This is a genomic window from Nocardia sp. NPDC004123 (assembly GCF_053603795.1).
In genome coordinates this window covers 49,041-70,438 of the sequence record NZ_JBSGGG010000009.1, presented here as the reverse complement: position 1 = coordinate 70,438, position 21,398 = coordinate 49,041, and the positions used below count along the sequence as shown (strand labels likewise).

Genomic DNA, 21,398 nt, shown 5'->3' with positions numbered 1-21,398 from the left:
CCGGGGTCTCGAGTGGATGCGCTGACGCCGCGCCGCGCCGGGATCGGTGTGGTCGCAGTGCTTTTCGCGATCCTGATCGTGGTGCTGGGCTGGGCGATCCCGCCCCGGTCGGCGATCATCTCCACCGACCGGCTGGGGCCGGAGAGCGGTGAGCCGGTGACGCACTACCTGGAGCGGGCCCAGAAGTCGTTGCAGGGCAGCGACTCCGACGGGCACTGGGCGCTGCTGTCGTTCACCGAGGGCATCACCTCCGGCCGCATCCCGGAATTCAGTGGCGGCCTGCGGATCTCGGAGATCGAATATCACGTGGCCGTCGACCGGGTGGCGACGCCGATCATCTCCATCGGTGTCCCCGCGGGCGATGCCGTGGCCGTGGCGTCGGTGAAATCCGCTGCCGCCCAGATGGAGTCGACGCCCACCTACGACGACCGCTCCACCCGGGTGAAGAACCTCGTGGCGAGCCGCTTGGGTGCCGACTGCCCGTGCGTCGTCGCCATCGTTCTGCACGGCACGCTGGCGCAACTCCGCACGCTGGCCGCGCACCCGGGAGTTCGCGCCGTCGAGGCACTCCCCGCCGACGCATCCGCCGCCGTCTTCGCGGTATCCCCGCTCCTGCCCGAACAACTCGAATCCGCCAGTCCGCCTCTGGACGATGGGCCGGTCCCCGACAACTGACCTACGTCAGCGTCCGGTTCTCGACGACCGACGCCAGGCCGACGAGCTCCGCTTGGATCTTCCTGTGGCGGCCGCGGGGCCATCCGCCGCCATGATCGGCGCGCGGCGAATTGTGGCGAAGGGCGGTGACATCCCGCCGCTCGTCACGGGGTGCCAGGGAATGAGTCCCGTATGTTCGGTGGGGTCATGGTGATCTTTCTGCTGGCGCTCGCGGGCTTCGCCTTCCTGGACTCGCTCGATGTCCTGCTGGTCGGCGTCACGACCGCGGTGGTCTATGACAGCCGGTTGAGCCGTCGCTCGCCGCTGCCCGGTGCGCTGAGCTTCCTCGCCGGAGTGTTCGCCGTCACAACTGCTTTCGGCATCACCTTCGTGCTCGGCCTTCGATTCCTCACCGACCTGGTCAGTTTCGACATCACCCCGACGGTTCGCTACTGGGCCGAGTTGGGTGTCGGCCTGGTGCTGCTGGTACTCGGCAGCCTGCGCATGTCCGAGCAGGGTGGGGCGGCAGTGCCCGCGTGGGCGTTGGAGGCGCGGCGCAGGCCCTTGCTGCTGGGTTTCGTGGGCGTCGCCATCGGACTGGGGCAGGCGCCCACGGCGGTTCCGTACCTGGCGGCACTGGCCATGATCTCGGCGCGGGATCCGCATCCGCCGATGTGGCCGCTGATCATCATCGGATACTGCCTGATCGCGCTCCTGCCGCCGCTGCTGGTTCTGGTCACCTCGACTCTCGAATCGAGGCGGGCCCGGCGCTTCTATCGTGGATTGGTCCGCGGGCTGAAGCGCTTCGGCCCCCTGTCGGTTCGCATTCTGCTGCTCCTGGCCGGTGCGGCGCTGGTCGCCGACGCTCTCGTGCACCATGCCTCGCTCTAGCGGGTCCCGGCGATGATGTCGAGCAACCGGCCGTGGGTGACGGGGTCGGCGGCGGCCAGCAGGCCGTGCGGTGGAGTGTGGAGGGGTTGCCCGGTAAGGCCGGTGACCGTGCAACCGGCTGCCCGGCACACAGCGATGCCGGCGGTGAAATGGACGTCGTCGCGGAGATCGCGGTCCACGAGGTAGCCGGCGCGACGGCCCGCTGCCACCCAGACCAGAGCCAGTGAGGTGGACAGAACGCGGGGATAGAAGGCGGCCGTGAAGGCCTCGTCGGCCATGAGCCGGCCAGCGGAGAACCAGTCCGTGTAGGGCGACGGGTTGTCGGCGTCGATTTCGACCAGCCGGCTCGCGGATTGGGGGAGCAGCGGGTGGTCGTTGCCGTCGCGGCGAACGGCGGCAGTGGTCCCGTCGGTCCAGAAGATCTCCCCGGAGAAGGGATCCGCCACCGCGGCCGCCGTAACGGCCTCCCCGGCGCGCAGCGCGATATTCACCGCGACAAGCGGTGTCCCCGCAGCGAAATTCCTTGTGCCGCACAGCGGATCGATCAACCAGGTGCGGTCCGATCGGTCCCCGGTGGTACCGGACTCCTCGGCAAGGAAACGATCGCCGGGACAGGCGGCCCGGAGGATATCGAGAATGGTCCGCTCGGCGGCAAGATCAGCCTGGGTAGCGAAGTCGTCATCCTCCTTGTCATAGCGGGTGACAGGGCCACGGAACTGATCCCGGATTACACCGGACGCGGCTTCCGCAGTTCGAATGGCAAGGGCGACATCGGATTCCTCCATAACTGGCACCCTACTGGGGCTGAGTTGGAAATGGTTCAGTGTTTGAAAACTGATGTATCACAACCCAATTCGATCTCTATTGCGGTCTCGGTAGCGGTGGAATCAGCACATGGATTCGAAAGGGGAACACTCGACACGAGCGGCATCGCCCACCTGGCGACCGCCGTCGAGACCCTGTCGAATTCTGTCCTCCACGGCAACCTCACCCCGTTCTCCGACGCTGATGTCGTCGAGTTGATGTAGCGCCTGGAAACTTGCAAACACCAACTGTCGGAGCGGGATTCACGCCTGATCGTCGATACTGCGAATCGCTCCTTGCCCGAAACCAGCGGAGCCGGGGCCGACTTGCAGAGGAGCGCGGTCGAGGGCTACTGATTGGTTGTGGAACGCGGCCGGCGCGCGGCCCACAAGGTTTCGCGAGGCGCCTCTGCGAGAGAAACTCGAGTCCAGGCGATGCGTCCAGGGTTATCCGCCGTCGATCGGCAGCAGTTCGTCGCGGCGAGGGCCGGTACTGCGACCGGAGACCTCGAGAGTTACCCGGAGCGTCTGCACCCGCCCCACGCCGCGGCCTGTGCCAGCTTGATTCCTCCCCGAATACCGTTGCCTATTTCAGGAATACCGGCAAGTGGTTGTGCCCGTTGGCGATGAAACCGGGTACCGTGCCGAGTTCGTCGGGGGAGACGGCGAGTTTCATGTGCGGGAACCGCTGGAAGAGCGCGGGAAGGGCCACCTGTGCCTCGAGCCGTGCCAGCGGTGCGCCCGGGCAGCGGTGGGCGCCGTATCCGAACGCCATGTGGTCCTTGTTCGTCCGGTGCGGGTCGAATTTGCTCGCGCTGTCGCCGTAGATCTTGGGGTCCCGGTTGGCGCCGGCGGGGCACGAGAGTATCGGATCGCCTGCGGTGATCGTCACGCCGCCGAGGACGAAATCAGACACCGCGTAGCGCAGCGGGGCGTGCGCGATCGATGGCTCGAACCGCAGCGCTTCCTCGATCACATCCGCCCAGGGCAGACTGCCGGCGAGCGCAGCAGCCAGGTGATCCGGGTTGGTGAGCAACAGGTATATCGACTGGTCGATCAGGTCCACCGTCGTCTCGTGCCCGGCGTTGATCGTCAGATAGAGCGTCCCGACGAGTTCCTCGACGCTGAAATCCTTTGCGGGATCGTCCGCATGGGCGATGAGGGTGCTGGTCATGTCCTCAGCGGGGTTCTCGCGACGATACGCGACGAGTTCCTGCAGGAGCCCGATCATTGCCATGTAGTTGGCTACGGCTTCCTCTTCGCTCAAAGCGATGTCGAAGATGCCGTCCACGCATTTCCGCAGTGGCCCGATCAAGCGCTCGGGAACTCCCACCAGCTCGTTGATCACACGCAGAGGCAGCGGGTAAGCGAAATGCTCGCGGATGTCGACAGGGTCGCTCTGCGGCGCGGCATCCAGGCCCGTCACCAGTTCATCGGCGATCGCCTGGATGCGGGGCTCCAGCATTGAGGTGCGCCTGTCGGTGAACGCCGATGCCAGTGGGTTGCGGAGCCGACGGTGTTCTGGTCCGTAGGCGGTGAACATCGAACGCGTGTTTACCCAGTTGAGGAGCGGGAAGTCGTTGCCGATCTCGCCGTTCCGGAACGCCGGCCAGTGCTGGCGTGGGTCCTTGGAAACCTTGGGGCTGGAGAGGATCTCCTTGAGCATGGCCGTGTCGGTGACCGACCATGCGGGCACTCCGCCCGGGAGCACGACTTTCGTGACTGGTCCTCGCTCGCGGATGCGGGCGATCTCACCCTGAATATCGGGACCTTCGGGATCGATGACGATGGGGTCGGTGTGGTTGTCCATGGCGAACTCCATTCTGACCGTAGACCGGCAGACGGGGGCTTGTGCCGAGCCCCCCTCGACCTCTGATGCCCTGACAAACGTAGCTTTCAATACCGTTGGGTATCAACCGTTTTCGGCAAAGTTGTGATGTATCAGCACGAATCGACACTCCCTTTGCCGAACATCGCCCGCCTTGATGAAAGCAGGCCAGTGGTGGCGGGCTTCCTTGGATGCGCATGGATCGAGCGGCAGTATGCGTACTACCTCCTGGCTGGTGACCGACCAGACCTGAACTCCGCCGGGCGGCTCGGCCAGGGTGACCGGGCCGCGGTCGTTGATCCGCTTCCGCTGCCACCCGGACCAGGGCCGATGCGGTGGACGGAACGCGGGGATAGCAGGCGGCCGTGAAGGTTTCGTCGGCCATGAGCCGGTCAGTGAGAACCGGGCCGTGTAGGGCGACAGGTTGTCGGCGTCGATTTCGGCCATGCGGCTCGCGGATTGGGGAGCAGCGCGGAGCGCGATATTCACCCCGGCAAGCGGTGCTCCCTTAGCGAAATTCCTTGTGCCGCACAGCGGATGATCAACCAGGTGCGGTCCGAGGGATCCCCGGTGGTCCCTGACTCCCCGGCGAGGAAACGGTCGCCGGGACGGGCGGCCCGAAGAATCGAGAATGGTCCGCTCGGCGGCGAAATCAGCCCGGGTACGAAGTCATCCTCTTTGCCATAGCGGATGACAGGGCCACGGAACTGATCCCGGATTACTCCGGTCGCGGCTTCCGCAGCTCGAACGGCAAGGGCGACATCGAATTCCTCCATGTCCCGTACCCTGCCGGGATCGAATTTGAAATGATTCAATATCTGAAAACTGTTGTATCACACTGGAATTAAGCTCACATCGCGATCGTATGAGAGGTAGAATTAGCGCATGGAATCGAAGGGGGTAACGCTCGACACGTGCGGCATCGCCGACCTGGCAGCCGCCGTCGAAACCCTGTCGAATTCCGTCCTCCACGGCAACCTGAACCCGTTCTCCGACGGTGATGTCGTGGAGTTGATGCAGCGGCTCGAAACCTGCAAACGCCAACTGTCGGCGCTGGATTCACGCCTGATCATCGAGGCGTGCAATCGTTCGCTGCCCGAAGGCAGTGGGGCGAAGGGCGTAGTGCCGTTCCTGCGCCAGACCTTGGGGTTGTCGAGGTACGACGCGTCGGTGCGGGTGAAGATCACCCACCAGTGCGGGGAATTCTTCGAACCCACCGGTCACCTGCGTCCGGCCACCTTGGCTGCGACTGCCGAAGCCTTCGAGGCAGGCGACATCTCGCGCGATCATGTCCGCAACATCATCGACGTGATGAACCACCTGCCCACCGACATCCCCGCCGAGACTCGCACGGAAGCAGAGGACATCCTGGTCGGCCATTCCCGGGTCGGGTGGCCCGATGACCTGCCCAAGATCGGTCGCGACATCCTCGCCCGTATCGACCCCGACGGCAAGGTCGTCTCCGACGCCGACCGCCGTCGCCGCCGCGGCCTCATCCTCGGCCGCCCCGGGGTGGACGGGATGAGTTGGATCGAAGGCTGGATCACCCCCGAACTGCGGGCCCTGCTCGATGCGGTGTTCGCCAAGCTGGCGCGCCCGGGTATGTGCAACATCGACGACGCCGACAGCGTTACCGCCACAATCAAGGTCGTCGATTCGAAAGTGCTCGAGGCTGCTGCGCGTCGGGACCGTCGTGATGCCGGTCAGCGCACCCACGATGCCCTGTTCGCGTTGCTGCAGCCCGGCGTCGACCCTGCCAAGCTGGGCTCCCACCGGGGTCTGCCGGTGCAGGCCATCGTCACTATGTCGCTCAACGATCTGGAGCGTGGGGCCGGGGTCGCGACCACCGCCTCCGGTGGCCACGTGTCGATCAATGAGGCGTTGAAGCTGGCCGAGGGGACCAAGCCGGTGCTGGTGGTCCTCGACGCGGACGGGCTGCCGCTGTACCTGGGTCGCTGCCAGCGACTGGCCACCCCGGCTCAGCGTTTGGCGTTGATCGCCCGCGACAAGGGCTGCACCCGACCGGGATGCGACGCACCCGCGTCGATGTGCGCGGTGCACCACATCACCGACTGGGCCAAGGGCGGCCCCACCGATCTCAACAACCTGACATTGGTGTGCGATCACTGCCACGCGCTGGTCAACGACGGTCCCGACGGCTGGAAAACCGTTGTCATGGGCAAGGATTCCCCGTATCGGGGGCGCACCGGATGGATTGCCCCGAAACGTCTTGACCCGAGCGGCATTCCTCGGGTGAACGATCGATATCACGTGGGGCAGTGGGTCGCTGCTGTGATCGATTCCAGTTGCTTGAGGTGGGGTTCACGGGTGGCGTGATTCCCGGCTGCTCGTGTCAGGCTGGCGTCCGCAGGGCACGGGGGTGCGGGTGAACGACGGATCGGGACCGAGGTTCGGCGCTCTCGCTCCGGTGTGCCCGCCCCGCAGGCGATGGACCAGGTGGTCGTGGATCTCGGCCTCGGTGCAGGGGATGTGGCGGGCTGATCGGCACCGGCGACGGCCACCACTGCAACAGTCGCCGCCACCTCCACCGCTTTTCAGGCGACCGCCGCCCGGGATCGCGACCGAAGACCAGGTGATCGGCGGCGGCGACGCCCTGGTGCTCTTGCCCACCGGTGGCGGCAAATCGCTGTGCCATCAGATTCCGGCGCTCGTGCGCCCGGGCGTGGGCGTGGGCATCTCAACACTCATCGCGCTCATGCAGGGCCAGGTGGATGCGCGCTCAATGCTGTTGGCGTGCATCGACCAACCACATCTTCACCGCCCAAGAGCTCGGAGCCCTGACAACTGGTCGGCGCCCGTCGCCGACGGTCGAGCCCATCAGGCTGGTGCCCTATCCCGGGCAGCACATCCCTGCGCACCCTCGAACGCGCCGGCCTGGTGGCGCGGCGCATGACCGCGCAGGTACCGGTGCGCGTGGTACCGGTAGCTCTGGCCTATCCGGACGATCGGATATCAGGGCCGGAGTTTCGAGCACCAATCCAGCCCGCCGGTTCCCTGTCCTCACCACACGGCCGCCCGCCGGAAGGTCGATCCCCGGCTTCACTACTGATCCGCAGTATCCCCAACGGGCGCAAGCCATCACGTGGCGACCCCAACCCCGGTGATCTGACCCCAACCCCCGTGATCTGAAGGAATACCTCCTGCAGCAACCCCACAGGCGGCTTCAAAGGTGAGGGGGCTGAAAGGCGAAGGCGCGTCCCCAAGCCCGGCCCCTCCCTTCTCCAGGCATCTTTTGGCTCTTTATCTTTCGGGTTTGCGTGTGCGGTCACGTCCGGAGGAGCCGGACGCAATTGTTGATGGAGGTCAGTGGGCGAAGTGCCAGCGGGTGGCGCCGTGGGGGTCGGTCAGGGCCACGCCTACTGCGGTGTGGATGGTGAGGCGGTAGAGGTGCCAGGGGGCGGGTCCGGCGCTCTGGGCGCTGTAGGGTGCGGTGATCGCGTCGCCGGATCGTTCTGCGGGCCAACCGCCGGCGCGGTAGACGGCGGTGACGCGATCGAGTTCGGCGGGGTCGATGATCCGGTGCGCTGCCCCGGACAGTACGAGGTCGACGTCCGGGAATCGGATGGACAGTGTGCAGAACGGGTTGGTGGACAGGTTGCGTGACTTCTTGCTGGCGGGCCCGCTGGTGAAGTAGATGTGGCCGTCGGCTTCGATGCCGCCGATCCCTGCTGAGCTCGGCTTGCCGGATGGGCTGACGGTGCCGAGGAATTGGGGGGTCTCGGGCAGCCCGATCCATGCGTCGATCGCCTTCTGGACGCGGCCCCAGGGCAGTTCGGCCTTGCCGTAGATGTTCAGGTCCTCTGCCGATACCGGATCTGCGAGCATCGTTCCTCCTCGGTGGGCTGATACGAGTCGAGACGGGCCGAGACCGTCGCAATCATCGGCCCGGGGCGATCAGGTTGCGACGGGGCGGAGTTGGGCGATGGCCCGGGTGCCGTGGTCGACGGAGAACCAGAGGGTGAGGGCGTCCGGCGTGCGGGCGGTATGGATGTCCAAGGTTTCGCCGTAGCGGATGGGCTTGTTGTACTCGAGGATGAAACGGTGCGGTCCCTGGACGAGATCCGTTGCGTCGGCAGTGAATTCGTGGACCGCGTGCCAGTAGGCCGTGTTGGTGATGTGCTGGAAGTGATCGGTGTCGGTGCGGCGCAGGGGGAAACGGGTGGCGGGCGTGGATGGCTGGGGTTCGTCGAGCCATTGCCGCCAGCGCAGCCGGTGCTCGCCGGTGGTGGTGCTCATGAGCTCGAAGAATTCGTCGGCCACCCGGGACGGGCTCATCGTCTCCTTGTTCATGTGGATCCAGAAGCCCTCGGTCTCGATCAGGCCGCCGATGTCGGAGTCGATGCGGACCCGCATGGAACACCAGCGTGGGGAGATGCCCGAGCACCAGCGGCGGATGCGCAGCTGGGTGGGCCAGGTGATGGGGCGCAGTACGTCGATGACGGTGCGGCGCACGATCCAGTGCGGATGCGATTCGAGGGCGCCGATGTGCGCGAGGTGGTCGACACCGGCGTCCTGCAGGTGGCGGGCGGTGCCGTCGATGCGCAAGTACTGGTTCTCGTCCATGTCGACGGTGCCCAGGCGGCGGGTGACGTCGAAGATGTGGCCGGAGTCGGGAACGGGGGTGAGTGGCGTGGCCGACGGGTGTGCCGCGGTCAGGGTGGGATCGGCGACCTGGTTCATCGGCAGAACCTCCGGATCTTCCATCCGAGTGACGGAGCGGGAGTGCACGGAACAACTGCGGTGGCGACGCTGCACGGGAGTGTCTTCGAGGGTAGTGCAGAACCCGTAAAGACGGCGGCTGCGGGGTTCGGCGTGCCCGCACGGTGGGTAACGTCGTGATAGATCGATGTGGACGCATCGGAGCGGAAGAGGCGAGCGCATATGGAATTGACGCCGGAGCAGGCCGACCGGGCCGCCGGGGTACTGCTGGGGACCGCGGCCGGAGACGCGCTGGGGGCGAACTACGAGTTCACCGTGCCCGGTCCGGACGCCGAGATCCGAATGCTGGGCGGTGGCGCGTTCGGGTGGGAGCCGGGTGAGTGGACCGACGACACGGCCATGGCGGTCGCGGTGGCGCGGGCGGCCGCGCGGGCGGGGGACCTCTGCAGCCCGGAGGGGCTGGACGCGGTCGCGGCCGAATTCGTGGCGTGGTGGGATTCCGGACCCAAGGACATCGGCAACCAGACCCGTGAGGTGCTGCAGTGGCGTGACCAGACCGGGCGTGCCATGCAGATGCGCGCCCACGGTCTGACCGGCCTGACGGCGGGCAATGGTTCGCTCATGCGCACCGCCCCGGTCGCGCTCGCCTATCTCGACGATGCCGAGAAGTGCGGCAAGGCAGCCAAACTCATCAGTTCACTGACCCACTACGACATGCAGGCCATGCAGGCGTGCAAGCTCTGGACCCTGGCCATCCGCCACGCCATCCTGTTCGGCACCTATGACGGCCTGCGTGAGGCGCTGTCCCAGGTGGACACCGGCTTCTGGGAACCGTTGCTGGACAAGGCCGAAACCGGCAGCCCCGTCGACTTCCCCAAGAACGGCTGGGTGGTGCACGCCCTGCAGACGGCCTGGTGGGCCATCACCCACGCCGAAACCCTGCCCGCCGCACTGGAACTCGCGGTGCGCGCGGGCGGCGACACCGACACCACGGCGGCCATCGCGGGCGGCCTGCTCGGCGCTCGCTGGGGCGCCTCGGCCGTCCCCGCCGAATGGCTGGAGCTGCTGCACGGCTACCCGGGCTACGGCACCACGGATCTGAACGCCCTCACCCGGCAGGTCACCGAGCGCTGAATTGCTCAGTCCGGCAGGCGGACTACGCCGTCGAGGTAGCGGCGGCAGCGGCCGGTGAGCCGCACCCGGTCGCCGGTGAGGGCGCAGCGCAGGGCCCCGCCGCGCCGGGACAGCTGGCGGGCGGTGAGGCTGGTGCGCCCGAGTTCGCGACTCCACAGCGGGGTGAGCTGGGCGTGCGCCGACCCGGTGACCGGGTCCTCGGGAATGCCCTGGCCGGGTGCGAAGACCCGGGACACGAAGTCGACCTCGTCGCCGGTCGCGGTGAGAATGGCGGCGCGGTTCAATTCGGGAAAGGCCGAGAAGTTCGGACGGGATTCGCGCACTTCGTGTTCGGCGGTGACGACCAGCACCACATCGGTCCCCTCGAACGCGCGCAGCGGCCGCACCCCCAGCGCCTGCGCCAGCTGATGCGGAAGTCCGTCGTGCACATCGATTTCCACCGATGACACCGACGGCAGGTCGAGCACCAGGTCGTCCCGGTCCCGATCCACCCGCAACCACCCGCTGCGCGTATAGAAGTGGACCCGATCCGCCCCCGGATGCATGTCGTCCAGGATCTGCGCGGCCGCGGCCATGGTGGCGTGCCCGCACAGGTCCACCTCCACCGTCGGCGTGAACCACCGCAGATGGAAGGCGGGCGAGTTGTCCGGCGGCGCACCCGCTTCCGCCGGCAGCGCCGAGGTGTAGAAGGCCGTCTCGGCGAGATTGTTCTCCTCGGCCAGCCGCTGCAGCAGTTCGTCCGGCAGCCAGGACAGCAGCGGCATGACCGCGGCGGGATTGCCCGAGAACGGCGCGTCGGCGAATGCGTCGAGCTGATGCAGCAAGACCTCCATGGCGCTCAAAATACCTGCGAATTCAATTACTGCCCAGGACGGCACCACCCCCGGCGAGCCAAACCATGCGACCAATTCGACCGTCACCGCAGGTCCAGGCCACTGAGACGCTCCACATGCTCTCGCACTGAACATGTTTCGAGCCGGGGTCGCGGCACGGCCCCGGCTCGAAACGGCTTCTGGATCAGGCGTCTTCGTCCGCCGGTGCCGGCGTGTGGGGCGATTCGCCGAGGTACTTGGCGCTGAGCCACCAGGCAACCTCGACCAGGACGATGCCGATTCCGCCGCACACGATGGCCAATGTCGTCAGCGCGATGTTGGACGGGTCCAGTTTGAAGAAGTGGCGGGTGAAGGGCACCGCGAACAGGATCAGGTATCCGGCGATGGAACCCGCCACCAGCAGGATCTTCCACCAGTTCCACGGGCGGGCGACGATGGCCAGCACCCACACCGCGATGATCAGCAGCGTGATCAGGGCGGTGGTGCCGGCCTGGATCTTCGCGGTCTCGCTGACGTCGGGCCCCTTGTAGGCGATCAGGTACGAGATGAAGGTCATCACGCCGATCACGACACCCGACGGGATCGCCAATCGCATGACGCGGCCGACGAATCCGGCGCGGGCGCGCTCGTTGTTGGGGGCCAGCGAGAGGATGAAGGCGGGGATGCCAATGGTGAACCAGGCGGCGATCGTCACGTGGCGGGGCAGGAACGGGTAGCCGATGGCCTTGTAGCTGAAGATCTGCGACCCGATGCCCGCGATGCCGACCAGGAACGCCAGCACCACCGAGTAGACGGTCTTGGTGAGAAACAGGTTGGAGACCCGCTCGATATTGCCGATCACCCGGCGGCCCTCGCCCACGACATAGGGCAGGGTCGCGAACTTGTTGTCCAGCAGCACGATCTGCGCCACCGCGCGGGTGGCCGGGCTGCCCGAGCCCATGGCGACGCCGATATCGGCGTCCTTCAGGGCGAGGACGTCGTTGACGCCGTCGCCGGTCATGGCGACGGTGTGGCCGCGCGACTGCAGCGCACCGACCATGGCGCGCTTCTGATCCGGTCGGACGCGGCCGAACACGGTCTTGTGCTCCAGCACGTCCGCCAGCTCGTTCTGATCGGTCGGCAGTTTGCGGGCATCGACCGGGTCGTTGCCTCCGGGCAACCCCAGCGAGGACGCCACCGCGCCGACCGACACCGCATTGTCGCCGGAGATGACCTTGGTCGAAACATGCTGGGAGGCGAAGTATTCCAGCGTCCCCTTGGCGTCGGGGCGCACCTTCTGCTCGAGCACCACCAGCGCCGCCGGGGTGACCCGGCCGGGCGCGTCGGGCGCGTCCACCGGCCGGTCGCTGCGGGCCAGCAGCAGGACGCGCAGCCCCTTGGCCCCGATGTCCTGTGCGGTGTCGGCGATCTCGGAAGCCGGGTCCAGCAGCACGTCCGGCGCACCCATCAGCCAGTTGCCGTGCTCGCCGTAGGACATGCCGCTCCACTTCTTGGCGGAGGAGAACGGCGCGACCCCGGTGGAGTCCCAGCCGGGCGCGCCCGGCAGTGCCTCCTTGATGGCCAGCACGCTGGCATTGGGCCGCGGGTCGTCGGCGGCCAGCGCGGCGAGTACCTCGCGCAGTGTCGCCTCCGGAATGTCGTTCACCGGACGGACTTCCGCGAGCCGCATGCCGTTCTCGGTGAGGGTGCCGGTCTTGTCCGCGCACACCACATCCACCCGGGCCAGCCCCTCGATGGCGGGCAGCTCCTGCACCAGGCACTTGCGCGCACCGAGCCGGACCACGCCGACCGCGAAGGCGATGGAGGTCATCAGCACCAGGCCCTCGGGCACCATGGGCACCAGCGCGGCCACCATGCCGTTGACGGCGGGCCGCCAGGATTCCTTGGAGGAGAACAGCTGGTTGTAGATGGACAGCAGGCCCGCCGGAATCAGCAGGTAGGTAATGACTTTCAGGATGGTGTCGATGCCGCTGCGCAGCTCCGACTTGACCAGCGTGAACTTGCTGGCCTCGTCGGCGAGCTTGGCGGCGTAGGCGTCCTTGCCGACCTTGGTGGCCCGGTAGGCGCCGCTGCCCGATACCACGAAGCTGCCCGACATGATCTGCGCGCCAAGGGTTTTGTCGATGGGGTCGGCCTCACCGGTGAGCAGTGACTCGTCGACCTCGAGCAGTTCGGTCTCGATCACCTCGCCGTCGACGACGATCTGGTCGCCGGGCCCGAGCTCGATGATGTCGTCGAGCACGATCTCCTGCGGCACGACGGCGCCGGCGATGCCCTCGCGGCGCACCACGGGCTTGGCCTGCCCGACGATGGCCAGCTTGTCGAGGGTGTTCTTGGCCCGGAGCTCCTGGATGATGCCGACCGCGCTGTTGGCGATGATCAGCAGGCCGAACATGCCGTCGATGAGTGAACCGGTGGCCAGCACCAGGATGAACAGCACACCGAGGATCGCATTGATCCGGGTGAACACGTTCGCCTTGACGATGTCCTTGCCGGACCGGCTGGCCCGCTCCGGCACGTCGTTGGTCAGCCCGTCCCGCCGCCGCTGCTCCACCTCGGCGGAGGTGAGCCCCAGCGTGGGTGGGCTGGGTGGACTAGCTGCCTGCGCAGTAATCGACATGCCCTCCACAGTAAAGGGCGACCAAAGAAACTGGCCCGTAGCTGCCCGTCACGCGCGGGACAGGCGTGTGAGGATCATCCTATGTATTCGCTGTCGTGACGTTCGTTGCACGGGCTAACGTATTTGGGTGGCGGAAGGACCTGGGAACTCGGACGCAGCGGTCGATACGACGCGGCGGAATCAGCCGACGGGACACGAGGGCACCCGGGACGCGGGTATCACCTTCGGCGTCGGGGCGTATTTCATCTGGGGACTGTTCCCGGCCTTCTTCGGACTGCTGTCCTTCGCGAGCGCGGGGGAGGTCCTGGTCGAGCGGATTCTCTGGACGCTGGTGGTCTCACTGCTGGTGATGACGCTCGCCGGGCGGCTGGGGGAGCTGCGGCGGATCGACGCGCGGACCTGGCGGTTGGCGGCCGTGGCGTCGGCGGCGATCTCGATGAACTGGGGCGTGTACGTCTACGGCGTGATCTCGCATCACGTGGTGGAGTGTGCGCTGGGGTACTTCATCAATCCGCTGGTGACGGTGGCATTCGGGGTCATCATCTTCCGGGAGCGGCTGCGGGCTCCGCAGTGGGTCGCGCTGGGGCTGGGGGCCACGGCGGTGATCGTGCTGACCATCGATTACGGCCGGCCGCCGTGGATCGCGTTGATCCTGGCCTGTTCCTTCGCCACCTATGGGCTGGTCAAGAAGGTGATTCGGCTCGACGCGCTACCCGGCTTGGCGGCAGAGGGATTGGCGGCCGCGCCGTTCGCGCTGATCGCGGTGATCGTGATCGCGGCGACCGGCAACGCGACCTTCGGTTCCTCACTTCCGCATACGGGATTGCTCATGCTGACCGGCCCGGTCACCCTCGTGCCACTGGTGTTGTTCGCGCTGGCGGCCCCGCGAGTGCCGTTGTCCACCATGGGAATTCTGCAGTACCTCACGCCCGGACTGCAGCTGGCCTGGGGTGTGGCGGTGGGGCACGAGCCCATGCCCGCGTCCCGCTGGGCGGGGTTCGCGCTGATCTGGCTGGCGCTGGCCATCTTCACCGTCGACGCCCTGCGCCGCTCCCGCCGCCCCGTGGTCGCCGTCCCGGAATAGCGCGAAACCGCACACCCCTCATTCGATGTGCGGTTCCACGTGGGCCGGTCAGGGTTTGCGAGCGCCCTGGGCCTTCGCCACGAACTCGTTGGTGTAGGTCGCGTCGAGGTCGATACGCTCCTGCACCGGTGCGACATTGCGCGAGTACTGGCCGAGAATGCGCAGGACGTTCTGCGCGCCTTCGGGTTTCATCAGGCCGTCGCCGTTGAACATACTGATCGAATCGGCGATGGACTTGACGTAGAGTTTCGGATCGCCGCCCGCGTACTGGCCGGGCATCTTGGCGGCGATCTCCTCGGGGGAGTGGGTCTTGATCCACTGCAGGGTCTGGACGAACGAGTTCGCCAGCTTCTGCACGATGTCCGGGTGGCCGGCCACGGTCTCGCAGCGCATGTAGAGCGAGGCGGCGGGGTAGAGGCCGCCGAGCGCCGCGCGGGTGCCCTGCTCGTTGCGCATGTCGATCAGCACCCTGGCGTCACCGGAGGTGACCATCTTGGCGACGGTCGGGTCGGTGGTCATGCCCGCGTCGATGCCGTTGTGGTTCATTCCCGCGATGAAGGTCTGTCCCGCACCGACTTTCACCCGGGTGTAGTCGGAGGTCCGCAGACCGGCCTGCCCGGCCAGCGCCTGGGTGAGGAAGTCGGTGGACGAGCCCAGCGACGTCACGCCCAGATTGCGGCCCTTGAAGTCCGCCGGGGACTTGATGGCCTCGGCGTCCTGCTTCGATACCAGCTCGACCTCGCCGGGTACGTCGGCGAACTGCACGACCGTCTTCAGGCACTGGTCCTTGGCCTGCAGATCGATGGTGTGGTCGTAGAAACCGACCACGGCCTGGACGTCGCCGGTGAGCAGCGCGGTCTCGGCGGTCGCGCCGGACTGCTCGCCCAGCAGGTGCACGTCGATGTCATTGGCCTCGAAGAAGCCCAGCTTCTCGGTGAGCATGGCCGGCAGGTAGATGACCTTCTCCAGCCCGCCCACCATGATGGTGATCTGCGGCCGCCCGTTCTCGGTCGGAATGCGGCGCGAATCGCGGCAGCCGGTCACCAGCAGCAGCGCACTGATCGCCACCAGGACCACGGCAATGTGCTTGCGGTACTTCATGGCTCAGATCCCGTAGCCCGAGGCGGCCTGCGAGGGACGCCATTTCAGCAGCCGGTTCTCCGCCAGCCCGATCAGCCACTCCGCGACCAGCGCGACGACGGTGATGATGATCATGCCCGCGTAGATGCCCGCCGCGTCGAAGGTGCCCTGCGCATTGCTGATCAGCAGGCCCAGACCCTTGCTGGCGCCGGCGTACTCACCGACCACCGCGCCGATCAGCGCGAAACCGAAGGCGGTGTGCAGCGAGGACAGGATCCAGGTGGTCGCGCTGGGCAGCACGATGGAGCTCAGCACCTGACGGCGGCTCGCGCCCAGGATGCGGGCATTGTTGATGACATTGCCGTCCACCTCACGCGCACCGGTGAAGGCGTTGAAGAACACCGCGAAGAACACCAGCACCACGACCGTCGCCACCTTGGACTGCAGGCCCAGGCCGAACCAGATGATGAACAGCGATGCCAGCACGATGCGCGGCACCGCGTTGAGCGCTTTGATGAACGGGGCCAGCACGTCCGCCCAGTAGCGGGAGCGGCCCAGCAGCACACCCAGCACGATGCCCGCGATGGTGCCGATGGCGAAGCCCAGCACCGCCTCCTGCACCGTCGTGTACAGCTGCAGCCAGATGGAGCCGAATTGCGTGCCCTCGGTGAACCATTCGACCAGCCGGTCCCAGATCAGCGAGGGCTTGGAGTAGAAGAACGGGTCGATCCAATAGGTGGCGGTGAGCTCCCACGCGCCCAGCCACAGGGCCACGATGAGCGCGCGCAGCCCCCACGTCCGGATCTTGTTCCGGCGCGCCTGCGACCGCACCCGCGCCAGGATCTGCTCCTCGGTCTCCACCTCGAATTCCGTTGGGGTGACAGCCGTCTGCGGCATGACATCAAGCGACACGGGCCGCTCCCTTCGTGCGGGCCGCCTCGACCTGATCGCGCAGCGTTTCCCAGATTTCCTTGTAGAGGTCGCGGAATTCCTCGGTGAGGCGCACCTCCTCGACATTGCGCGGCCGGTCCAGAGTGACCTTGAAGTCGCCGCACACGGTGGCGGGGCTCGCGGTCATGACGACGACCCGATCCGCCAGGGCGATGGCCTCTTCCAGATCGTGGGTCACGAAGATGACCGCCGCCCGGCCCTTTTCCCGGCCATCCGAGTCGGTGCCGGACCATACGCGCAGTAGTTCGTCCTGCATGAGCTGGCGGGTCTGCACGTCGAGCGCGCTGAAGGGCTCGTCCATGAGGATGATCTCGGGATCGTTGACCAGCGTCTGCGCCAGCGCCACCCGCTTGCGCATGCCGCCGGAGAGCTGATGCGGGTAGTAGTTCTCGAACCCGGCCAGTCCGACCGTGCGCACCCAGCGGGCGGCGCGCTCACGGGCTTCGGCCTTGGACACGCCCCGGAGCTTCGGGCCCAGCGCCACATTGTCGATGACCGACTTCCACGGCAGCACGGCGTCCTGCTGGAACATGTAGCCGACGCCGTCCGGGATGCCGCGAACATCCTTGCCGCGCACCAGGGTCCGGCCCGCCGAGGCCGGTTCCAGGCCGGACACCAGCGACAGCGTGGTGGACTTGCCGCAGCCGGTGGGGCCGACGACGGCGACGAATTCGCCGGCCGCGACGGTGAAGTTCAGGTCGCGCACCGCGGTGTGGATGCCGCCGTTGTTGCCGGGGAACCGCTTGGTCGCGCCCCGCAATTCGATCAAAGGCGCGGGTCCCGGCCCGGGCTCAGTGGTCGTTGTGCTCATCAGTGCTCCTGTTTCCGATGCCGCCGCTGCGGCATTGGACAGAAGCTACGTGGGCCGGGTCACACTCCACCCGGTTGTGCGCGCAAGTCACACAAGCGGCGATTCGGTCGTTTTGTGCATTCTGCTCAGACGGTTGCGAGGGGTTGTCTACACTGTCGCCCGTGCTCTCGCTCGGCCCCCGTTCCGTCCGGCTCCGGACCCAGATCCTGCTGTTGCAGATCGCCGTGGTGGGCCTGACCGTCGGGCTGGCCTTCGGCGTCTTCGCCTACGTCAGCGGCGACCGCCTCTCCGGCGAGTACGGCCAGCGCGCCCTGGCCATCGCCCGCACCGTTGCCTCCGACCCGCAGGTCCGTGCCGCCGTAGCGCGGTACGCCGACAGCCCGCTGCAGGCCGGTCCCGCCCTGAGATCGGAGCTCGCGGGTGGCGAGCTCGAGCAGATCTCCGACAACGCCCGCCTGCGCACCGGCGCGCTCTTCGTGGTGATCACCGATGACGCGGGCATCCGCCTGGCCCACCCCGACCACGACCGGCTCGGCGAAATGGTCAGCACCGACCCCTCGCGCGCGCTGGCCGGCGGGGAGGTCGTGATCCGCGAACACGGAACGCTCGGTGAATCCGTGCGCGCGAAAGTTCCCGTCCTGCAGCCGGATACCGCACCACCATCGAGCCCGGCAGGCGGCCGGGTGGTGGGGGAGGTCAGCGTCGGGATCTCCACGGCCGCAGTCCACGATCAGCTGCTCCGGGACTTGCGCCGAGCCGGGCTGCTGATCGGCGGCGCGCTGCTGGCGGGCATTGCGGGGTCGGTGTTGCTGGCCCGTCGCTGGCACGGTCTGACTCTGGGGCTGGAACCTTCTGATCTGGCGGAGCTGGTGCGTGAGCAGGACGCGGTCCTGCACGGCATCGGCGAGGGCGTGGTCGCCGCCGACGCCGGCTGGCGGATCACCGTCGTCAACGACGAGGCCCGCCGCCTGCTCGGCATCGACCCCGAACCGGGCAGCGATATCGGCGCCATCGGCCTGACACCCCGTGTCCTGCAAGCCTTCCGCGCCGCCGACGGCCAACCCGTCCAGGCCGCGGTCGGCGACCGCATCGTGGTCGTCACCGCCCGCGCCGTCACCCGCGACTCCCGCCCCCTCGGCGCGGTCCTCTCCGTCCGCGACCGCACCGACGTGGAATCCCTGACCCGCCAACTGGATGCCGTCTCCACCATGAGTACCGTCCTGCGCGCCCAACGCCACGAATTCGCCAACCGCCTCCACCTGCTCAGCGGCCTGCTCCACACCGGCCGCCCCGACGAGGCCACCCACTACATCGAAGAACTCCTCGGCTCCGGCCCCCTCGGCGCGGCCCTCCCCGGCATCGACACCATCCGCGACCCCTACCTGCAGGCCTTCCTCTCCGCCAAGGCCGCTCACGCCCGCGAACAGGGCGTCCACCTCCGCCTCGGCCCCAACACCTGGGTCGACGCGAACCTCGCCGCCCCCGTCGATGTCACCACCGTCCTCGGAAATCTTGTCGACAACGCCATCGACGCCGCAGCCGGTGGTACGGGTTCGGCTGTGTCCGAGCGGAATCCGGACGGATGGCGTACCGATCGCCCTGCCGGCGGCATGTCGGCGGATTCTGCTGGGGCCGTGGCCTCGGCTGCTTACCTGGATTCCGGTGGTGGCAGCGTGGGCGGCGGCCTTCGTCGTGCGGCGAATTCCGGCTCGATCAACGCCGCCGGCGCTCGGGTCGATGGTGACGTGAATCCGGATGATGCTGTGGAGTTTCGAGACAGCGTGGTCGGCGAGGGGGAGGGGCCGGTGGTCGAGGTGGAGTTGGTGCAGGAGGGCGGGACACTGCATATCGCGGTCGCCGACAATGGTGCGGGCATCGCGCCCGGATTGATGGATTCGCTCTTTGCCGAGGGGGTTTCGACGAAATCGGGCGGTGGCCCGGGTGGGCGGGGGCTGGGCTTGGCGCTGTCGCGACAGGTGGCACGGGCTCAGGGCGGGGAGGTGCGATTGGCCGACCCGGGCGGCGTGGGTGTAACCGGGGGCCGTTCGGACGCCGGTGGGAGTCCGTTGGGCGGAGCGGAGTTCATTGCCCGGATGCCGGGCGTGCTGACGGACGAGGAGCCGGCGTGGGCCGAGGAGAACTGACCGTGCTGGTGGTCGACGACGACTTCCGGGTGGCCAATCTGCATGCCGGAATCGTCTCGGCGCTACCGGGATTCACGGTGGCGGCTACCGTGAACACGCTCGCCGCCGCACGCACCGCCATGGCCGAGACTCCCGTCGATCTGGCCCTGGTGGACGTCTACCTGCCCGACGGTTCCGGCATCGACCTGGTCCGCGAGATGCCGTCCGACGCCATGATGCTCACCGCTGCAACGGAATCGGAGACCGTGCGCGCCGCGCTGTCGGCCGGGGCGCTCGGCTACCTGGTGAAGCCGTTCGACCACGCCGTGCTCGCGGCCCGGCTGGCGGGGTACGCGCGATATCGGCGGCTGCTCGCCGCCCCGGAGGTCACCGCGGGCGACGTGGACGCCGCCCTGGCGGCGCTGCGCCCGGTCGCCGTCCCGGCCGGTGTCGCGGTCGGCGCGCCGGCCGTCGCCTCACCTACGAAAGACCTTGTCCTGCAAGCGGTCCGCAATGCGGACGCTCCGATGTCGGCAGCCCAGGTCTCGGCCGCCATCGGCATCTCCCGTGCCACCGCCCAGCGCTACCTCGCGAGCCTGGTCGGCGTCGGCGACCTGCGCATGCAACTCCGCTACGGCAGCACCGGCCGCCCGGAGCAGGAGTACTCCGCCCCCCGCCGGCCCTGAGCCGCCCCCATTTTCCAGGGCCGCTGCGGGCTGTGACGGTTCGCACAGGGCGCTTGGCGGAATCGGCGGCGGGTGGTTACCGTCGTGGGCGTGGCGATGCTCCTGTCGGCCGACTTGTACCGGTCCAGGGTCGGGATCGTCACGAACACAGGAGAATTCCTATCACTATCCAGTTCAACCACACCATTGTCGCGTGCACGGACAATCGGGTCTCCGCCGAATTCTGGGCGGACATCCTCGGGGTGGAGGTGGGCAAGCCGTACGGTCCGTTCATTCCGATTACCGTCGGTAATGGCGTCACCTTCGACTTCGCCAATCTGCCGCCGGGTTTCGAGGGCGAGCCGCAACCGCAGCATTACGCCTTCCTGGTCTCCGAAGAAGAATTCGACGCCGCCTACGACAAGATCAAGCGGTATGGCATGACCTACTGGGCCGATCCGCGTCAGCAGGGCGTCAACGAGATCAACCACAATGACGGCGGCCGGGGGATCTATTTCCTCGATCCCGTCGGTCACTACATGGAGTTGATCACCGTCCCGTACGGCGGCTGGCCGCAATAGTTCTCACGCGGGTCACCGCGGTAACTCCTCACACGGCTACCGCGGTGCCCAACGAGAAGGCAACCCAGGGCTTCGGCCCCTGCTGGTAATACCGATCGATATCGCGGATCTCGAATCCCGCGGCCTCGATCAACCCGCGAATATCGCGGTCGAGGTGGCAGCCACCGGCCAATGCCTTCTGCACCGGGTTGAACCGGTGCTGCCACTTCTGGACACCGGCATCCGGTGCGAGACCGTGCTCGACGAAATGAAAAGTGCCGCCGGGGGCCAGCACCCGGCGCACCTCGGCGAGCGCGGCCTCGACATCCGGGATGGTGCACAGCGTCCACGTCGACAGCGCGGAATCGAAGCTGTCGTCCTCGAACGGCAGGGCCTGCCCGTCCAGGCCGGCCCGTTCCACCGGAACCGTCGCCGCGGCCAGCCGCCCGGCGGCCATTCGCCATCCGAGGTCGGCGGGTTCGACCGCGCTCACCGACTGCACCGAATCGGGATAGAACGGCACATTGCGCCCGGACCCGAACCCGATCTCGACCACGCGCCCGTGCAGCCCGGCGCAGACCCGCTGCCGCTCGGAGTTCATCTGCTTCGAGCCACAGCACATGTCGACCAGCCTGGGCAGTACCCGGTCTTCGTAGATTCCCACGACACCACTCTGGCAAC

General features: G+C 67.4%; 20 protein-coding genes. 8 read left to right on the top strand and 12 right to left on the bottom strand.

What is annotated here, in order from left to right:
* Nucleotides 1-12: 12 nt before the first annotated feature.
* Together ACWEQQ_RS14710 and ACWEQQ_RS14705 are read left to right on the top strand one after the other, a co-directional pair.
* Nucleotides 13-675 (top strand): hypothetical protein, encoded by a 663-nt coding sequence (locus ACWEQQ_RS14710; protein ID WP_452348585.1) that lies wholly within the window; start codon nt 13-15, stop codon nt 673-675.
* 186 nt (nt 676-861) lie between these two features.
* Entirely contained in the window at nt 862-1,545 is a 684-nt protein-coding gene (locus tag ACWEQQ_RS14705; RefSeq protein ID WP_452348708.1) for a GAP family protein, read from the top strand.
* Here the strand turns inward: ACWEQQ_RS14705 and ACWEQQ_RS14700 are convergent.
* The 4 genes from ACWEQQ_RS14700 to ACWEQQ_RS14685 all read right to left on the bottom strand — a co-directional run bounded on the left by ACWEQQ_RS14700 (nt 1,542) and on the right by ACWEQQ_RS14685 (nt 4,952).
* Nucleotides 1,542-2,330, bottom strand: coding sequence for an inositol monophosphatase family protein (locus ACWEQQ_RS14700; RefSeq protein WP_452348584.1), 789 nt, complete (start codon nt 2,328-2,330; stop codon nt 1,542-1,544). The two genes, ACWEQQ_RS14705 and ACWEQQ_RS14700, sit on opposite strands and share 4 nt — an antisense overlap.
* Nucleotides 2,331-2,934: 604 nt before the next feature.
* Nucleotides 2,935-4,158 (bottom strand): cytochrome P450 family protein, encoded by a 1,224-nt coding sequence (locus tag ACWEQQ_RS14695; RefSeq protein WP_452348583.1) that lies wholly within the window; start codon nt 4,156-4,158, stop codon nt 2,935-2,937.
* Between the two features lie 102 nt (nt 4,159-4,260).
* Entirely contained in the window at nt 4,261-4,623 is a 363-nt protein-coding gene (locus tag ACWEQQ_RS14690) for a hypothetical protein (protein ID WP_452348582.1), read from the bottom strand.
* A gap of 38 nt (nt 4,624-4,661) precedes the next feature.
* On the bottom strand, nt 4,662-4,952 hold the full coding sequence (locus ACWEQQ_RS14685) for a hypothetical protein (RefSeq protein ID WP_452348581.1): 291 nt from the start codon (nt 4,950-4,952) through the stop codon (nt 4,662-4,664).
* Between the two features lie 109 nt (nt 4,953-5,061).
* Between ACWEQQ_RS14685 and ACWEQQ_RS14680 the strand changes: the two genes are divergently transcribed.
* Complete coding sequence (locus tag ACWEQQ_RS14680; RefSeq protein WP_452348580.1) at nt 5,062-6,513, top strand: DUF222 domain-containing protein; 1,452 nt, start codon at nt 5,062-5,064, stop codon at nt 6,511-6,513.
* A 987-nt stretch (nt 6,514-7,500) separates the two neighbouring features.
* Here ACWEQQ_RS14680 and ACWEQQ_RS14675 read toward each other — a convergent pair.
* Both ACWEQQ_RS14675 and ACWEQQ_RS14670 read right to left on the bottom strand, forming a co-directional pair.
* On the bottom strand, nt 7,501-8,022 hold the full coding sequence (locus ACWEQQ_RS14675; RefSeq protein WP_452341078.1) for a pyridoxamine 5'-phosphate oxidase family protein: 522 nt from the start codon (nt 8,020-8,022) through the stop codon (nt 7,501-7,503).
* Nucleotides 8,023-8,091: 69 nt separating this feature from the next.
* Entirely contained in the window at nt 8,092-8,877 is a 786-nt protein-coding gene (locus ACWEQQ_RS14670) for an acyl-[acyl-carrier-protein] thioesterase (RefSeq protein ID WP_452348579.1), read from the bottom strand.
* 201 nt (nt 8,878-9,078) lie between these two features.
* Here ACWEQQ_RS14670 and ACWEQQ_RS14665 point away from each other — a divergent pair, with 201 nt between their 5' ends.
* Nucleotides 9,079-9,990: an ADP-ribosylglycohydrolase family protein gene (locus ACWEQQ_RS14665; protein ID WP_452341080.1), complete on the top strand. Its 912-nt coding sequence runs from the start codon at nt 9,079-9,081 to the stop codon at nt 9,988-9,990.
* Between the two features lie 5 nt (nt 9,991-9,995).
* Here ACWEQQ_RS14665 and ACWEQQ_RS14660 read toward each other — a convergent pair whose 3' ends face one another.
* Nucleotides 9,996-10,823 carry a PhzF family phenazine biosynthesis protein gene (locus tag ACWEQQ_RS14660; RefSeq protein WP_379401677.1) on the bottom strand — a complete coding sequence of 276 codons (828 nt, stop codon included), beginning with the start codon at nt 10,821-10,823 and terminating at the stop codon, nt 9,996-9,998.
* 184 nt (nt 10,824-11,007) lie between these two features.
* Nucleotides 11,008-13,443, bottom strand: a complete 2,436-nt coding sequence (locus ACWEQQ_RS14655) for an HAD-IC family P-type ATPase (RefSeq protein ID WP_452348578.1) — start codon at nt 13,441-13,443, stop codon at nt 11,008-11,010.
* A gap of 217 nt (nt 13,444-13,660) precedes the next feature.
* On the opposite strand from ACWEQQ_RS14655, the gene rarD reads away from it, so the two are divergent.
* Nucleotides 13,661-14,527 carry an EamA family transporter RarD gene (gene rarD, locus ACWEQQ_RS14650; RefSeq protein ID WP_452348707.1) on the top strand — a complete coding sequence of 289 codons (867 nt, stop codon included), beginning with the start codon at nt 13,661-13,663 and terminating at the stop codon, nt 14,525-14,527.
* 48 nt (nt 14,528-14,575) lie between these two features.
* Here rarD and ACWEQQ_RS14645 read toward each other — a convergent pair whose 3' ends face one another.
* The 3 genes from ACWEQQ_RS14645 to ACWEQQ_RS14635 are packed head-to-tail and all read right to left on the bottom strand — an operon-like array spanning nt 14,576 to nt 17,369.
* Entirely contained in the window at nt 14,576-15,628 is a 1,053-nt protein-coding gene (locus ACWEQQ_RS14645) for an ABC transporter substrate-binding protein (protein WP_452348577.1), read from the bottom strand.
* A 3-nt stretch (nt 15,629-15,631) separates the two neighbouring features.
* Entirely contained in the window at nt 15,632-16,519 is an 888-nt protein-coding gene (locus ACWEQQ_RS14640; protein ID WP_452348576.1) for an ABC transporter permease, read from the bottom strand.
* A complete protein-coding gene (locus tag ACWEQQ_RS14635; protein ID WP_452348575.1) occupies nt 16,509-17,369 on the bottom strand; it encodes an ABC transporter ATP-binding protein in 861 nt (286 codons plus the stop codon). The genes ACWEQQ_RS14640 and ACWEQQ_RS14635 overlap by 11 nt, the downstream gene beginning before the upstream one ends.
* Nucleotides 17,370-17,530: 161 nt before the next feature.
* Here ACWEQQ_RS14635 and ACWEQQ_RS14630 point away from each other — a divergent pair, with 161 nt between their 5' ends.
* The 3 genes from ACWEQQ_RS14630 to ACWEQQ_RS14620 all read left to right on the top strand — a co-directional run bounded on the left by ACWEQQ_RS14630 (nt 17,531) and on the right by ACWEQQ_RS14620 (nt 20,738).
* On the top strand, nt 17,531-19,513 hold the full coding sequence (locus tag ACWEQQ_RS14630) for an ATP-binding protein (protein WP_452348574.1): 1,983 nt from the start codon (nt 17,531-17,533) through the stop codon (nt 19,511-19,513).
* Complete coding sequence (locus tag ACWEQQ_RS14625) at nt 19,495-20,178, top strand: response regulator (RefSeq protein WP_452348573.1); 684 nt, start codon at nt 19,495-19,497, stop codon at nt 20,176-20,178. Before ACWEQQ_RS14630 ends, ACWEQQ_RS14625 begins: the two co-directional genes overlap by 19 nt.
* 161 nt (nt 20,179-20,339) lie before the next feature.
* Nucleotides 20,340-20,738 (top strand): VOC family protein, encoded by a 399-nt coding sequence (locus ACWEQQ_RS14620; protein ID WP_364616541.1) that lies wholly within the window; start codon nt 20,340-20,342, stop codon nt 20,736-20,738.
* Between the two features lie 28 nt (nt 20,739-20,766).
* Here ACWEQQ_RS14620 and ACWEQQ_RS14615 read toward each other — a convergent pair whose 3' ends face one another.
* Nucleotides 20,767-21,381 (bottom strand): class I SAM-dependent methyltransferase, encoded by a 615-nt coding sequence (locus ACWEQQ_RS14615; RefSeq protein WP_452348572.1) that lies wholly within the window; start codon nt 21,379-21,381, stop codon nt 20,767-20,769.
* Nucleotides 21,382-21,398 lie beyond the last annotated feature (17 nt).